The sequence below is a fragment of the Alphaproteobacteria bacterium genome (assembly GCA_030739735.1).
In the GTDB taxonomy this organism is placed as follows: Bacteria; Pseudomonadota; Alphaproteobacteria; order UBA7887; family UBA7887; genus UBA7887.
In genome coordinates this window covers 91037-105785 of sequence record JASLYQ010000006.1, presented here as the reverse complement: position 1 = coordinate 105785, position 14749 = coordinate 91037, and the positions used below count along the sequence as shown (strand labels likewise).

The following is a 14749-nucleotide window of genomic DNA, read 5'->3' as shown; positions in this document are numbered from 1 at the left end:
CCGACGGCTATAGCAAGGTGATGGATCCGGGAGACCGCAAGACCGTGCCGCTGTTCGGCGACGGTGCCGCAGCGACCTTGTTGAGCGAGGACGGTCCCGGCAAGCTCGGCAACTTCACCTTCGGCTCGGACGGCAGCGGCGCCGACGACCTGATCGTGCGCGGTGGCGGCAGCCGTAATCCGGACCAACCCGTGAGCGGACCGGGCGCGCTGTATATGAATGGCCGCGCCATCCTCAAGTTCATGATCAAGCGGGTGCCCGCCGATGTCGATCGTTGCCTCGCCGCGAACGGCCTGACCCGCGATGATGTCGACCTGTTCATCTTCCATCAGGCGAGCGGCCATATGGTGCGCGCCTTGATCCAGGAATTGGAACTGCCGTCCGAAAAGGTGCCGATGTGTATCGCCGATGTTGCGAACACGGTCTCCTCCACCCTGCCTATCGTGCTCGACAGCGTCGGCGGCATCGGAGCGCTTGCCGGCAAGACCGTACTCTTGTGCGGCTTTGGCGTGGGCCTATCCTGGGGCTCCACCGTCATGCGGGTCGAGCCCGCGTAACGCGCGCGCCATGACGAAGCGCGTCGCCTTCGTCCTGCCATCCTTTGCCGCCGGTGGTTCCGAGCGCGTCGTTCTGACCCTGGCCAAGGCGCTTGCCCGCGACCGCTTCGTACCTGAGCTTGTCGTGTTCGAAGGTAATGGACCTTTGGCCGAGGCCCGTCCGGCCGACATCCCGCTCACCGATATGGGGCAGCCGCGCCTGCGCCGCGCCCTGTGGCACCTGATCCGCGCCTTGCGGGCAGCCCGCCCCGATATCGTGATCTCTAGCCTGGGCTACGTAAACTTGGCCCTGCTTGCGTGCCGGCCCGCCCTGCCACCCAAGACCAAGCTCGTGGTACGCGAGGCCAATACGCCATCGCAGAGCTTGCGCCATGGCCCGTACCCCCGAATGACGGCGCTCGCCTATCGTCTGCTATATTCGTCGGCCGATGCCGTCCTCTGCCAGCACCACAAGACGCTGAATGAGATGGCCGGCCGTTTCCACGTGGCCGAAGAGCAGCTGCATTTTCTGCCCAATCCGGTCGACGTCACGCGGCTGCGCGCAGCGGCCGCCAAGTCGCAGCGTGTGCCCGGGCGGGGGCGGCGTTTCGTCGCCGTCGGCCGTCTGACGCGACAAAAAGGCTTCGACCGCCTGCTCGAGCTCTTTGCCGAGGCTGACGCGGACGATCACCTTGTGATCCTCGGCGAGGGACCGGAGCGGGATGCCCTTGCCGCGATGGCGGATGAGCGGATCACTCTGCGCGGCCATGAGCCGAACCCGTGGCCGCAAATGGCGGGTGCGGACGCTTTGCTTCTGCCGTCGCGCTGGGAGGGGCTCGCCAACGTCGCCTTGGAGGCGTTGGCCTGTGGCACGCCCGTGATCGCGACGCCGGAAAGTGGCGGCATCGCCGAACTCGCCGAGGCGGCGCCGGACGGTGCCGTCACCGTAGCGCCATGGGGCGGGCCGTTCGCGCGGGCGATGCGTGCAGCGAAAGCCGGCCCGAGCAACAACCTACTCCCACCACATTACGACAGCGATGTCGTCGCCAAACAGCTGATGGCTATTCTCGACGGGTGCTAGCCTGGATTATTCACGGCTCAGTGGAATATGGTTGGTGAGGGCATATTAAGATATTGATATTACATATGATTTTGGTGTTGAAACAAGCTCATACGCCAACAGAGAAATATCAACTCACCATAGATCAGACTGTCGCCTATCTGCCTGGCTTGTCACCCGTTGAAAACAAGGAGCTGTGCGCCCGTTTTGACGGTGGGCGGCTGTCGTCGGACGGCGGCGTGTTGATCTTGGGAGGAATCGAGAAGCGTCTCGGTCTTGGCGATCTTCTGGCCGGTTGCCTGCCCGACCCGGTCCAACGCAGCAATAGTCGCTTCCTTATTGTTACCCATCAGACGCGAATATCCCGCGACATTCGCAGTCTATGGCAATCGAGTGGCGTTATTCGCCTATTCGGTTGTGGCAAAAACGCCGCTGTCGTATGTGCGTCGTGGTGGCCGCTATGCAAGCGATATGACGGACCGTGAATGGGGGCGATGCTGGAGCCGTTCATGCCCGAGCGCAAGAAGACCGGGCGGCCGCGGACGACGGCGCTTCGCGATGTCATGGATGCGATCCTCTACATGACCTCGACGGGCTGCCAATGGGCGATGCTGCCAAACGACTTCCCACCGTCTGCGACGCGACGGTGTAACGCTATTTCTACGATTGGCGAGACAGTGGTCTGCTGCACAGGATGGCGAAGTTTTTTTAAAAGTCGCCACGGCATCTGCGTCCTGGGTATGATGGCGAGGCCGGGCCGAGAGCTTGGCATAACCCAAGGCGCGCAGCTCCCAGCCCAGGGTCTGCCGGCTCACCGACAGGCCGAACTCATCGCGCAGCCATTGCACCAGATCAACCAGCCGCCAGCGCACCACACCATGGATCGCCGACAGCGAGCCGCTCTCGACGATCGCCAACAGACCCTGGCGGTGAGCTTGCTCAAGGATCAGCGATTTACCCGGCCTCTTACGATCCAGCAAACCGTCCGGGCCATCGGCGTTGAAACGCAGCACCCAATCGTGAACCACCTGCAGACCGACGCCGCCGATCCGCGCCGCATTCTCGCGTGTGCCACCGACGTAAATCTCCGCCAGAGACAAAAGCCGGCGCGTCTATGGTCCATCATCACTGCCACGTGCAAGTGCCCACAGATCCTCGGCCGAATAATCCTCGCGAAGCGGCGACGCAACTGCCATGGAGAACTCCCTTCCGTTCTCCATGGTGAAACACATTTTCCTCTCCTTGGGGGCCTCCCGCGTGAGTCCTCTTCATTGAGCCTTGGTATAAGGACCGCCTTGTTTAACCGTGACCGTATCGATTTGAACGAACCAGATTATGGCCGCGCTGAGGGCCCCGCCGATGACAGGCAAGTCGATAGTGCGATTGATGAGGCGCCTAAGCCCACGCGGGCCGTCATAGGTTTCGAATTTTCTTATCATCTTCAGGCGGTCTAGGGTCAAATCCCTGTATGGCCCTATAAACCGACGCACCAGCTTCTTGTGGCGCCATGGCCAGCGCAGATAAAGGTGCGATTCAATTACCGGCACATCGCTACGAATTAGTTGCAGCAAGGCTATGAAAATCGGTCGCGGGAGATAGTGAAGAAACCAGGTCCGCGTGTGCGATTCGTAGGGGACAAGGCGGTGTGGTACCTGGTGATAAGCAATTCCCGTCTGCTTCAAGACGCGCGACTCTTCGCGATAGTAGCTCTCCAGGACCGCCGGGCGAACATGCTCTAACACCTGTTGGCTCAGCACTATATCAATCGACGCATCTGGTAGCGGCAGAGCGTCACCATCGTAAACCCGGAATCGATCGGAGTCGTGACCAAACACTTTACGGCAGATGCGGTTGAGAGCGGATAGGTCGCCGCCGATATCGACACCGTAAATGTTGGTAAAACCGAGTGCAGCCATGACAAGCATCGTCAAGCCCGATCCACAACCGTGATCCAGAATCGCTACGTTCGCGGGATCTTGATCGCCGCATTTTTTTCGGACGAGATCGATCAATAGAGAGAGATGTTCGGGTGCTCGGCCCGCGACCGTTTGAGCCTGGTCGCCAAAGCGCGCCCAAACCTCGGCTAATGGCGCACCTTTGGCGGCAGCTACGCGCAATTCCCAATAGGTCGTGCGAAGTGCGCCCCATCCGCTCATGATGCGACCGCGCAGTCCCAACCGTAAAGGCCCAATACTATGCGACGCGCTGCCACAAAAACCCGGCCGCACGAAGTTACCGACCAATGCTCCTTCAATGTCCACACTGCCGCCCGCTCATCATCGGACATCAACCGGCTGCGCCCGGCGACGTCGGCGGCCAGTATCGCCGCGGGCCTGCACTGTCCTTCATGATCAGTCATGGTTTTACGGCCCCGTGATTTTCCAGATTAGGTTAGAGGATTGGTGCGCATTCTAAAAAAACAATGCCACGAGCGTCAAAGCCCCTGCATCGTGGAGTGCATTTCGCGAAGTCCGGTCTTCGTACGATGTCGCGTTATGTATGGGCAACGGATAATCACCGCAGCGGTTTGAATTTCCGATAGTGCCATGATCCGGGCACCTGTCGCTCAGTGAATTGGAACATCGGAGGATGATCATCGCACACTTTGCTGACCTGGACGTATCTCAGAATGAGACCGCCATTTGCATTGTTGATGGGGTGGGTCGCCGATTTGGCGGGACGAATGTGCGACGGGATCGATCAAATTGAGTAAGCGATTCATCGTCGGGCGGAAACTGCAGCGAAATTGGGCTTGGAGACCAGCGCGCGACAGCACATTGCACAAGATTCAACGGGCATTAGAAGAAGCCGGAATCGAGTTCCTCGACGAGAATGGAGGCGGACCCGGCGTGCGATTGAAAATCAAAAGAAATAGCGTTCACTACTCGAACGGACACTAAATATATGATGTACCCGATGTGTTCTGCCTATCGCCATGCAAGCGCGCTTAGAGGCTTGAGAACGTGCGACTTCCCACAGATTTCGAATACGACGAGATGGGCCGTTCTCGAAAATTACGAAACAAACCCAATTTCCTTTTATTGTTAATTCTCAAACACATATTCACACCACAAACTCTAAATATCCGTCTTAGACGTTGCCATTTCAGTAGCCTGCCAGGGCTTCTGCGCGACCAGCACACAGCCTGCAACGGCCAGGTCATCGTCAGTGAAATCTTTGAGTGGCGCTGGCAGTTGCAACCTAATTTCGCGCACGCAGGCGAGCGCCTGCTCGCGCAGTCCCGTGTCGACCTCGTCCCAGGACGCCGGCGCGATCTCGTCGGCAATTCCAGCAAGCCGTGTGATTCGCAGCGAGCCATGCAGACCCGATCCCGCCAGCCACTGGCGCCATTCCGGCAGCAGCACACGGTTGGGTCGACCCGAGCCGCGGGTCATCGCCTTATGCAACCGCTCGGAGCTCGTCAGGAAAGTGAGCGGATGGTGGCCGGCAAACATGCCGTGGTCGCGCAGGTCGATGCGGTGAATCATGATCCCGCCCGGCGCCATCGCCGCGGCCATATCGTCGAGCGCCGCGAGAGGGTCGTAAAGGTGCTCCATCACCGCGCGCGAAAGAATGGCGTCGAAGCGGATATCGTGCTCGCGGAAGAAACGTTCCGCTGGCAGGCCGGCATGATAGCTGAGGCGGCGTAACGTCCCCTCAACCAAGTTGCCATCGAACAGATCAGAAAGATCATGTCGCGCCGCGAGTGCCTCGTAGATTGCGGCCTGATGCCCTGCATTCCGCTGGCTGTGATAGCGATCAATGGCGTGCACCCAGTCCGCTCCGCACTTGAGCAGCAGCAGGGCAAGGCCGAAGTTATCACCCGGCCCAATCTCCGCCACGGTACCCGAAAAAGCGGCACGGTCGGCATAGACGAGATAATCGGCGTAGATCTGTTCTATATAATTGAGCGACTCGGCGAGCGGAATATCGACATGCCGCGCACCAGAAGTGGTCGCGATATCGTGCCGCGCCAATCGCCGCCGGGCGCGCCAATCATCCAACACATAGTACACGCGCATCGCCGTGACGCTAGCGCGCACCATACGACGCAACGCCAACCTGTTAGTCAATCTTTGCTCATCCCGTGTTATCGTTCGCGCTGTTGCCCCCAGATAGCGCCATGATGCCACAAACGCAAACCAGCGACAGCCACTTGCCCCTGCCCGACCTCAGCCGCGGCGTGTTGCATGTCATCACCGGCCTGCACACGGGGGGCGCCGAGGCGCAGCTGGTCAACCTGGCGCTGGCCAACCACCGCGCCGGCATCGCGGTGGTGGTAGCCAGCCTGATTCCCGGCGGCGTGCACCGTCAGCGCCTGGCCGATGCCGGCGTGGCAACCCTCGACCTCGGCATGCGCCGCGGCCAAGGCTCGCTGCTGGCGCCGCTGGCGCTGGCGCGGCTGATCCGGCACACGCGCCCGGCGGTGCTGCAATGTTGGATGTATCATGCCAACCTACTGGCCACCGTCGCCTGGCTATTCGCAGGGCGCTACCGTTCGACCCAGCTGGTCTGGGGCGTGCGCTGCTCCGATCTTGATATAGGACGCTACCGCCCGACGCTCAAACGCGTCATGAGCCACTGCGCCAGGCTGTCGCGCCTACCAAGCACCATCGTCGCTAATTCCGAGGCCGGGCGCCGCGCCCACGTATTGCTGGGTTATCGACCAGACCGTTTCGCGGTCATCGAGAATGGCATCGACACCGAGCGCTTTCGGCCCGATGCGGAGGCGCGCGCCGCGGTGCGCAACGATTACGGTCTTGATGCCAACACACCGCTCATTGCTATCGTTGCCCGCGTAGATCCGATGAAGGATTATCTAACCTTCATCCAGGCCCTTGACCGACTCGACGGCGTCCAGGCCTTGGCCATCGGCGAGGGAACCCAGGGGCTCGGTAAGGTCGAGCGCCTAGTCACGCTGGGCCGTCGCGACGACGTGCCACGCCTGCTCGCCGCCTGCGATGTCGTGGTCTCGAGTTCGGCCTTCGGCGAGGGCTTCTCCAACACCATCGCCGAGGGCATGGCCTGCGGCCTGCCTGCGGTAGCAACGGAGGTCGGCGATGCGGCGCGCATTGTCGGCGATTGTGGCCACCTAGTGCCGCCACGCGACCCGTCTGCGCTGGCCGCTGCGGTACGCGCGCTACTCGATGACGACGCTGCAGCCCTCGGCGTACGCGCCCGCGCCCGCATAGAGCAGGAATTCTCGGTGCCGCGCATGGTCGCCAGCTTCAACGCCCTGCACGGGATCGGCGTCTGATGTGCGGCATTGCGGGTGTGGTGAGGCTGGCCGGGCTGGACGCAGAGGCGATGGCGCCGAAGCTCGACGCCGCCGTCGCGCGACTCGCCCCGCGCGGCCCCGACGCCAGCGGTACTTGGCATGACAACCGTTGCGCCCTCGGCCACACCAGGCTGTCGGTCATCGACCTCAGCGCCGCCGCCGGCCAACCGATGGCGGCGCATGGCCTAGTCGGCAGCTACAATGGCGAGATCTACAATTTCGCCGCCCTGCGCGAGCAACTGGAAGCGGCGGGCATCGCCTTCCGTAGCCGCTCCGACACCGAAGTGCTGTTGGCCGGATGGCGTCATTGGGGTGAGGACGTGCTAGCGCGCCTTGTCGGCATGTTCGCCTTCGCACTATGGGATGCAGACGCTGGCTGCCTAATCTTGGCGCGTGACCGTTTCGGCCAGAAACCCCTGCTATACGCTGAAGACGCCGGCGTACTATCCTTCGCCTCCGACCTCGTGGCGCTCGACCGGCTGCGTGGCAATGGCGGTATTGATCCGGCGGCGCTTCGTCTCCTGTTTACGCTGCGCTATCTACCCGACCCTTGGTCGATCCGCCCTGGCGTACAGCGACTGCCACCGGGCCACCTGCTGCGCCACGATGCCGAGGGCACCCGCAGCAAGCGCTGGTACGATCTCGCCGAGCAACGACAGCCTACGCCAGAGAGTGACAGGGTGGCTTTGGCCGAGCTGCGCGAGCGCTTCGATGCCGCTGTCGAAGCCCGTCTGATAGCAGACGTGCCGCTTGGCGTTTTTCTTTCCGGCGGTATCGATTCCGCCCTGGTTGCGGCCTCGATGGCGCGGCTCGGCGGGCGGGTCGAGAGCTTCACCGTCGGCTTCGAGGGCGCCGCGGCCTATTTCGAGGAACGGCCCGCAGCGCGCATAGTAGCCGAACACCTCGGCTGCTTGCATACGGAAGTTAGTATCGGACCCGACGACGCCCTAGCGGCGCTCGACTCCGTCTTCGACGGCCTCGACGAGCCTTTTGCGGATTCCTCCGCTGTGCCGAGCTACCTCCTGGCCCAGGCCACCCGCCGCTCAGTAACCGTAGCCTTGTCGGGCGATGGTGCCGATGAAGTGTTCGGTGGCTATCGAAAATATCGTGCGGAGCGCTATGCCAACCTCTATCGCAGCCTACCTAGTATGGTCCGCCACGGCCTGATCGAGCCACTTGTCGCACACCTGCCGGAGTCAAAAAGCCACCGGACTCTGGAAGCTGCGCGGCGCCTGCGGCGCTTCGTGGCTCATGCCGGCAAGGATGTCGTGGCCCGGCAGGCCGGTTTCAACCGCCTACTCCACGACGATGCCCTTGATGCGCTGCTGGTCGTGCCTGCAGAGGCACCATCGCTCGAAGCCATGATTTATGACCTGCGCCAAGACTCCGGACAGACAGACCCCGTCAACGCCATGCTAGCCGCGGATATCGCCCTCGGTCTCCCGAGCGACATGCTGGTCAAGGTCGATCGCATGAGCATGGCGAATGGCCTTGAGGTCCGCTGCCCTTTTCTTGACCATCGCCTTGTGGGCTTTGCCGCAGCCTTACCCAGTCGACTAAAGCTCGGTGCGCGGACGGGCAAGATCGCCTTACGACAAGCCTTTGCCGACCGATTGCCGCCCAGTGTCTTCGCACGCCCCAAGAAGGGATTCGAGATGCCCATCGCAAGCTGGCTGACAGGCCAGCTTGCCGACCTAACACGGCGGGCCATAGATCCAACCCATCTGGCTACGCAAGGCCTGTTTCGACCCGAGCTTCCCGCCGCCTGGTACGATGCCCTGAAGGGTGGCCGGCGCGATACCTCCGAAGCCTTGTGGACGCTCGTCGCTTTCCAAGCCTGGTACGAGCGGCACGGCGAGGCATAGGATAACTACCATGAAAATCCTTCAGCTTTGCGCGGTCGATTTCACGCTCTACCATTTCCTCATGCCGCTAATCCGCAGCCTAGGTAGCGCCGGCCACGAGGTGGTCGCAGCCTGCGCCGACGGCCCCCTGGCAGCGCAAGTGCGCGACGAAGGCATACACGTCGAAGCCATACCGTTCTCACGCGGCCTGTTGCGACCGCGTGACCATCTTACCGCCTACCGGTCATTGCGCGCGCTATTGCGGCGCGAGGCTTTTGACATAGTGCATGTACATACGCCGGTTGCGGCTCTGATCGGTCGGCTCGCCGCATGTCACGAGCGCGTGCCGCGTGTCGTCTATACCGCCCACGGCTTCTATTTTCACGATCGCATGCCAGCCTGGAAGCGCGCCGCCTATGTCGCTCTGGAGTGGTTTGGCGGGCGTTGCACCGATGTGCTTTTCACGCAAGCCGAAGAGGATGCGGCAACTGCCCGGCGATTGAGGCTATGCCGCACGGGAGTGATCGAGGCGATCGGCAATGGCGTAGATATTTCGCTGTTTCGTCCGAGCACAAATCCAGCGGAAAGGATCCAAGTGCGTGCCCGGCACGACACACCAGCCAATGCAGTGGTTGTGGTAATGATAGGCCGGTTGGTGGCGGAGAAGGGCTATCGTGAACTACTCGACGCCATGTGCCATGTCGACGCGCATTTATGGGTGATTGGCGATCGCCTGACAACAGAACATGCACAAAACATCGACGACGCGATAGATCGGGCACGCGACGATCCTGATCTTGGCTCACGCCTGCATATGCTTGGCTATCGAACCGATATCGAGATGCTTCTTCGGGCTGCCGATATCTTTACTTTGCCGTCGCATCGCGAAGGCATGCCACGCTCCATCATCGAGGCCATGATGACAGCTTTACCCGTGGTGGCGACCAACGTGCGTGGCAGCCGTGAGGAAGTTGCGCATGAGGAGACCGGATTCCTGGTTCCCATTGACGACACCAAGGCGCTTGCAGCAGCGCTTGGCATCCTTGCTCGTGACCCGGCATTGCGCAAAAATTTTGGCACTGCAGGCCTGCATAGGGCGCGGGAGCTCTATGACGAGAACATCGTCATAGATCGGCAACTGCGGCTACTCGGCCTCACCCCATCCTGATCCCGAGCACCTCCGCCAGAATCGAAAGCACCCGCTCGACGTCATCATCGCGCATCTCGGGAAACAACGGCAGGCTCAGAGCCCGTTCGTAATATCGCATAGCGCCGGGCAGACTCACCTCACCATAGCGCTTTCGATAGTATGGTTGGCGGTGGACCGGCAGATAATGAACCATAGTGCCGATGCTCCGAGCCTTCAACTCCCGCATGACGGTAGCGCGATCCTTGCCGACCGCCGCAAAATCGATTAGCACCACATAAAGATGCCAAGCGGGATGGCAGCCCTCAACCCGCGAGACGGGCATCACGACCGGAGCAAAGCTGCCGATCACAGAATCGTAGTGATCGGCTAGCTCTCGGCGGCGAGCGACAAACCGGCTGAGCTTCACTAGCTGGCTTGCACCTAAAGCACAATGTAGGTCGCTAGCGCGGTAATTAAACCCGGGTGCGGACATCTCGTAATACCAGGGATTAGCCTGTCCATCGATGCCGAAGGCAAACTCAGGGTTTACGAAACGGCGGGGCTCCCTAGTCATGCCGTGGTTGCGCATATTTCTCATGGTCTGGGCCAGTGCTGCATCGTCTGTAGTCACCGCCCCACCTTCACCCATCGCCACGATTTTCACGGGGTGAAACGAGAAGGCGTGTAGGCTACCGTCGCTTCCTACCCTCTTGCTGTCGTATTCGGTGCCAAGAGAATGGGCGGCATCATGAATGACGGTGATTTTATGCTGACGACAGATATCGGCAATGGCTTCGAGATCGCAGCACTGACCGTTGAGATGCACAGGCATCGCCGCGACAATCCGCCGCCCCTCGGCCCCGGCCAGGGCCTGGTCGAGTGCTGTCGCCGTCATCAGGCCACTGTCCGCATCCGCATCCGCAAAGATGATCTCGGCACCGGCGTGGTGCGGTGCATTGGCCGTCGCCAGAAAAGTAAGGCTGGGCACAACCACGTAATCACCGGGCTGTACACCGCAAGCCAATGCCGCTAGGTGAAGGGCAGCGGTACCACTGGAACATGCCACCGCGAAAGGCGCGCCGACCGCCTCCCCCAGTGCGGTCTCAAATGCCGCTACGGCGGGCCCAGCCGTCAGCCAGTCGCCGCGCAGTACCGAGACGACCGCGTCGATATCGTCATCGTCTATGTGCTGCCGCCCATAGGGCAGCGAGTGTACGCTGTCTAGTTTGCAACCCGGCGAATCGCCCATTTGACCGTGGCTCCTTCGTTAGTACAGACACCGACGATCACCGCCTGCTCGCTACGCCGTCGCTCGCCGTCACAGTCGAAGTAAACGCTCGGATTGAGCGCCAGGCTGCCGCCCACCACACGCAATTGCCAGCCGCTGCCGTCGGGCAGACGCAGCAAGACTGCTCGTCCGTGCATTACCAAAGATGCCTGAACGCTCGGATGCAAATGGAACCGAACGGCAAAGGGGCGCGGCTCGGCCATCGTGCCGGAGGGCGTCAGGAGATCCTCGCCCCGCAGATCGTATCCGCCCTCGCCAAGATACAGGCGGCGGCGATGAACCACGCCGAATCGTGCAACATAGCCGTCGTCGCAGAGATCGAGCCAAGTGGCGCCATCGCCTTCACGGCGCTCGCAGACTACTCTGGCACTGTCAGCAAGGAAGCCACCCTCGTTACCAAGCTGTGCCGAGTTGGTATCGGCAATCACCAGGGTAGAATGGGCCGCCGTGCTGCGCAACGCACCTGCCCATGCGTCGTCGCGGCCACGATGAGGACCGCAGTTGACCACAAGGCGGTGGCTGCCAACGCTCATCTCAAGAGCCAGGCTGCCGGCATGGGCGGTCTGCAAGCCGGGCTGGGGGCGAGCGCTGTCCACGATCACCGTGGTCTCACCGGCGCTAAGGCGCTGAAAACCCATATGCGGCGCATTGGCTTGAGCCCGCCCCGGGGCCGCCGCCATGGTCAAGGCGGTAGTCACTGCGTCCGCATCGCCCTCACCGGCGTCGTTGAAGGCGGCGAGCGAGCCATCTCCATGGCAAAGGGCACGCAGCATCGGCGCGATGCGATCGATGGCGCGGGTCAGGCCCTCAGGCGGTACCCGGTTAGCGGCCAGAAGCAAGCCACGACAATCGGCGAGGTCAGCGAGGACAGCACGCAACAGCCGCGGCGAGCGTGACCGGTGCCCACCGTCCGCCAGTACTTGACGGCGGCATTCGCGGATCAGCAGACGGATGGCCGCTGCGGTGCGCCTCTCGTTGGGCCCGAAGCAAAGGCCACCATAGAGCAGACCACGAATAGCTGCGATGCGCGCGGCACCTGTGGCCTCACGCGAAGCGATGCGCGCAAGATGCCGCGTCTGCATGGCGAGGCTAGATAAAAAGCTGCGCCTCCAAGCCGGCTCGGCGCCACGCAGCAGAAAGCCGGCTGCCAGTGTCCACGAGGCGATACGGCGCCCCAGCACATCGGCGCGCCAGACAGTAGCTCGCCAGTGGCCGCAGACTGCGATCCAGTTGGCCAGCACAATGCGGCCGTGGCGGCGAGCGGTCTCGCCCCTCGCCGCGGCTAGATCGCGCAGCCATTCGAAGCCATGCATATCCTCAAGCCAGGCATCCGGGGCGCCGGGCGGCAGCCACAAGGGAAGTTTCGGGGCACCTACCTCATGGCCAGCAAAGCGATACTGGCCCTGGAACAGGCGATCGCCGATTTCGACCTCGCCGAGGAAGCCAGAGACGGGTTGTAAAGCCAACCGCTCAGGCACCGGGCCCAGTAAAGTCAGGGGATAAAGCGGATTGCCGTAAAGCAGCGCGCCTGCCGACAATCGGGGCCGCGCGGCATGATGCTCACTTCTCGCCGCTACAGCTGAGCCAACGCCACTGAACGTGCCGAGCAGGCCACCACCGTTACTCATCCGCGCAACCTACGGATATTGTTGGCGTAGGCTTCCGGGCCACCACGGAAGACGGCGGTCCCAGCAACGAGTATGTCTGCGCCGGCCTCAATCGCCTGTGGCGCAGTGTTGAAATTAATGCCGCCGTCGACCTGCAAATCGATGGCGCGGCCGCTTTCATCGATCATGGCGCGCAGTCGGCGCACCTTATCCAGCTGGCCGGTGAGAAAGCTCTGACCGCCGAACCCGGGATCGACAGTCATCACCAACACCAGATCGAGGTCGTCAATCACCTCCTCGATCGCGGCAACCGGCGTGGCCGGATTCAGCGCCACACCGCAGTGCTTGCCGAGCCCGCGCACTCGCTGAACGCTGCGATGCAGATGGGGGCCAGCCTCGGCCTGCACGGTGATAATATCGGCGCCGGCCGTGGCAAACTCGTCAAGGTAGGGATCGACAGGCGAGATCATCAGATGAGCATCAAAGGGCCGGGCAGAATGGGATCTGAGCGCCGCTACAACACCCGATCCGATGGTCAGGTTCGGCACGAAATGGCCGTCCATGACGTCGACATGGATGAAATCAGCCCCGGCAGCCTCGATCGCCCGTACCTCCTCGCCGAGGCGGGCGAAATCGGATGCCAGAATGGATGGCGCTATGCGCACCGGCTGTTGCATAGCAGTTGAAGTAACAGGTTAAGTTTTCCGCCGCAAGCGTGCGGCGTAAAAGCCATCGAGGCCACCCAGATCGGCAAGGTGACAGGGCAAACTGCGTAGGTCACCGTTAGGGTCGATCAGCTCTCCAAGGCCGCCAATCTCGGTTGCCGCGATTGGCACCCTTTCAAGCGCTGTGTCCTTCGCCAGCAGCGGCTCGATTTGGGCCGGACCTTCCTCGGATTGCAGCGAGCAGACCGCATAGATCAGAGTTCCGCCGGGCGCGAGCATGCCGACCGCATTGGCCAGCAGGCGAGCCTGCACCCCTGCGGCGACAGGCACATCGGTAGGCCGTTTGAGGTGGGAAATATCAGGGTGCCGTCGGATTGTTCCGGTTGCGGAACAAGGGGCATCGAGCAACACAAATTTTGCGGTTTTTTCTGGCTGCCACGTCGCCGCATCTGCCTCTATCACCGCCGCCGAGAGGCCCAGGCGGTCCAGATTCTGAGTCAGGCGTGCGAGACGGGTCGGGGCGTGATCGACAGCGCTGACCGTGGCACCAGCGGCGGCGAGCTGAGCGGTCTTGCCGCCGGGCGCGGCACAGAGGTCGATGACATGGCGGCCCGACACAGATCCGAGCAAGCGCGCGGGCAGGGCTGCGGCTGCATCCTGCACCCACCACTCGCCTGCCGCAAAGCCCGGCAGATCGACGATACGGCCGCCACCTATGCGACGAAAGGTACCGGTCGGAAGTACAGTCGCGGCAAGCGCTTCGGCACAGTCAACCGTGGCACTGATATCGAGCGGGGGCTCCGTCAGATGGCTGGCCGCGATGGCCCGGGCGATATCCTCACCATAGGCCGTGGACCAGGACTGCCAAAGCCAGTCCGGCGTGTTCAACCGCGCCGCATCCTGGGCCTCTCTCCAGGCCTTGCCTTCGCGCCCAAGTCTGCGCAAAACTGCGTTAATTACTTTTTGGTAACGACCGGAACGCTGCTTGGCAAGGCGCACAGCGGTGTCAACAGCGGCGTGAGGTGGCGTGTCGAGAAAAAGAAGCTGTGCGGCGCCGAGCCGCAGGATTAACTGGGACAGCCAGGCACCTTTTGGCAGCGGTCGCTCAATGCACCGACCCAGCAGATCGTCAATCTGCCCGAGGCGTCGCAGTACCGTTCGTGTGAGTAGCTGGGCAAAAGCGCGATCCCGCACTGTCATGTCGCCGGGCACTGTCGCCATCGCCTCGTCGAGCGGGCGGGCCTGGTGCAGCACGGCGGCCAGCCAGTCTAGTGCCAGCGCACGCGCCGCTAGATCGTCCTTAGACATAAGCCGTGGCTAGACCCAGGTCTCTGTGCCACCA

11 protein-coding genes and 3 pseudogenes are annotated in these 14749 nt (G+C 62.1%); 7 read left to right on the top strand and 7 right to left on the bottom strand.

Translation table 11 applies throughout. The features are described from left to right. From QF629_05090 to QF629_05075, 4 genes and pseudogenes are all read left to right on the top strand, one after another. On the top strand, nt 1-557 hold a 557-nt coding region (locus tag QF629_05090), incomplete at its 5' end, for a 3-oxoacyl-[acyl-carrier-protein] synthase III C-terminal domain-containing protein (protein ID MDP6012906.1). Nucleotides 558-567: 10 nt separating this feature from the next. Next, the gene (locus tag QF629_05085; protein MDP6012905.1) at nt 568-1617 is read left to right on the top strand and encodes a glycosyltransferase; all 1050 of its coding nucleotides are present in this window, start codon (nt 568-570) and stop codon (nt 1615-1617) included. Nucleotides 1618-1675: 58 nt separating this feature from the next. Then, nucleotides 1676-1898, top strand: a pseudogene (locus tag QF629_05080) (IS1380 family transposase). Between the two features lie 115 nt (nt 1899-2013). Beyond that, nucleotides 2014-2245, top strand: a pseudogene (locus QF629_05075) (transposase). A 64-nt stretch (nt 2246-2309) separates the two neighbouring features. Here the strand turns inward: QF629_05075 and QF629_05070 are convergent. The 3 genes and pseudogenes from QF629_05070 to QF629_05060 all read right to left on the bottom strand — a co-directional run bounded on the left by QF629_05070 (nt 2310) and on the right by QF629_05060 (nt 5669). Further along, nucleotides 2310-2696: pseudogene (locus QF629_05070) on the bottom strand (winged helix-turn-helix domain-containing protein). A 168-nt stretch (nt 2697-2864) separates the two neighbouring features. Beyond that, entirely contained in the window at nt 2865-3857 is a 993-nt protein-coding gene (locus QF629_05065; GenBank protein ID MDP6012904.1) for a class I SAM-dependent methyltransferase, read from the bottom strand. Nucleotides 3858-4673: 816 nt separating this feature from the next. After that, nucleotides 4674-5669, bottom strand: a complete 996-nt coding sequence (locus QF629_05060; protein MDP6012903.1) for a methyltransferase domain-containing protein — start codon at nt 5667-5669, stop codon at nt 4674-4676. 50 nt (nt 5670-5719) lie between these two features. Between QF629_05060 and QF629_05055 the strand changes: the two genes are divergently transcribed. From QF629_05055 to QF629_05045, 3 genes are read left to right on the top strand one after another with little or no spacing between them, the layout of a single operon-like run. Then, a complete protein-coding gene (locus QF629_05055) occupies nt 5720-6853 on the top strand; it encodes a glycosyltransferase (GenBank protein MDP6012902.1) in 1134 nt (377 codons plus the stop codon). Next, entirely contained in the window at nt 6853-8739 is a 1887-nt protein-coding gene (gene asnB / locus QF629_05050) for an asparagine synthase (glutamine-hydrolyzing) (GenBank protein ID MDP6012901.1), read from the top strand. The genes QF629_05055 and asnB overlap by 1 nt, the downstream gene beginning before the upstream one ends. A 10-nt stretch (nt 8740-8749) precedes the next feature. After that, nucleotides 8750-9886: a glycosyltransferase family 4 protein gene (locus QF629_05045; GenBank protein ID MDP6012900.1), complete on the top strand. Its 1137-nt coding sequence runs from the start codon at nt 8750-8752 to the stop codon at nt 9884-9886. Here QF629_05045 and pseC read toward each other — a convergent pair. From pseC to QF629_05025, 4 genes are read right to left on the bottom strand one after another with little or no spacing between them, the layout of a single operon-like run. Continuing rightward, entirely contained in the window at nt 9873-11096 is a 1224-nt protein-coding gene (pseC, locus tag QF629_05040; GenBank protein MDP6012899.1) for a UDP-4-amino-4,6-dideoxy-N-acetyl-beta-L-altrosamine transaminase, read from the bottom strand. The genes QF629_05045 and pseC overlap by 14 nt on opposite strands. Then, on the bottom strand, nt 11069-12763 hold the full coding sequence (locus QF629_05035; GenBank protein MDP6012898.1) for a heparinase II/III family protein: 1695 nt from the start codon (nt 12761-12763) through the stop codon (nt 11069-11071). The genes pseC and QF629_05035 overlap by 28 nt, the downstream gene beginning before the upstream one ends. Continuing rightward, a complete protein-coding gene (rpe, locus tag QF629_05030; GenBank protein ID MDP6012897.1) occupies nt 12760-13419 on the bottom strand; it encodes a ribulose-phosphate 3-epimerase in 660 nt (219 codons plus the stop codon). Before rpe ends, QF629_05035 begins: the two co-directional genes overlap by 4 nt. A gap of 18 nt (nt 13420-13437) precedes the next feature. Beyond that, nucleotides 13438-14715 carry a transcription antitermination factor NusB gene (locus QF629_05025; protein ID MDP6012896.1) on the bottom strand — a complete coding sequence of 426 codons (1278 nt, stop codon included), beginning with the start codon at nt 14713-14715 and terminating at the stop codon, nt 13438-13440. Between the last annotated feature and the right edge of the window lie 34 nt (nt 14716-14749).

Excerpts from the sequence above, each read along its gene's own strand:
- QF629_05025 (MDP6012896.1), bottom strand. The coding sequence starts at position 14,715 with ATGTCTAAGGACGATCTAGCGGCGCGTGCGCTGGCACTAGACTGGCTG.
- QF629_05055 (MDP6012902.1), top strand. The coding sequence starts at position 5,720 with ATGATGCCACAAACGCAAACCAGCGACAGCCACTTGCCCCTGCCCGAC.
- QF629_05085 (MDP6012905.1), top strand. The coding sequence starts at position 568 with ATGACGAAGCGCGTCGCCTTCGTCCTGCCATCCTTTGCCGCCGGTGGT.
- QF629_05035 (MDP6012898.1), bottom strand. The coding sequence starts at position 12,763 with ATGAGTAACGGTGGTGGCCTGCTCGGCACGTTCAGTGGCGTTGGCTCA.
- asnB (MDP6012901.1), top strand. The coding sequence starts at position 6,853 with ATGTGCGGCATTGCGGGTGTGGTGAGGCTGGCCGGGCTGGACGCAGAG.
- QF629_05045 (MDP6012900.1), top strand. The coding sequence starts at position 8,750 with ATGAAAATCCTTCAGCTTTGCGCGGTCGATTTCACGCTCTACCATTTC.
- rpe (MDP6012897.1), bottom strand. The coding sequence starts at position 13,419 with ATGCAACAGCCGGTGCGCATAGCGCCATCCATTCTGGCATCCGATTTC.
- pseC (MDP6012899.1), bottom strand. The coding sequence starts at position 11,096 with ATGGGCGATTCGCCGGGTTGCAAACTAGACAGCGTACACTCGCTGCCC.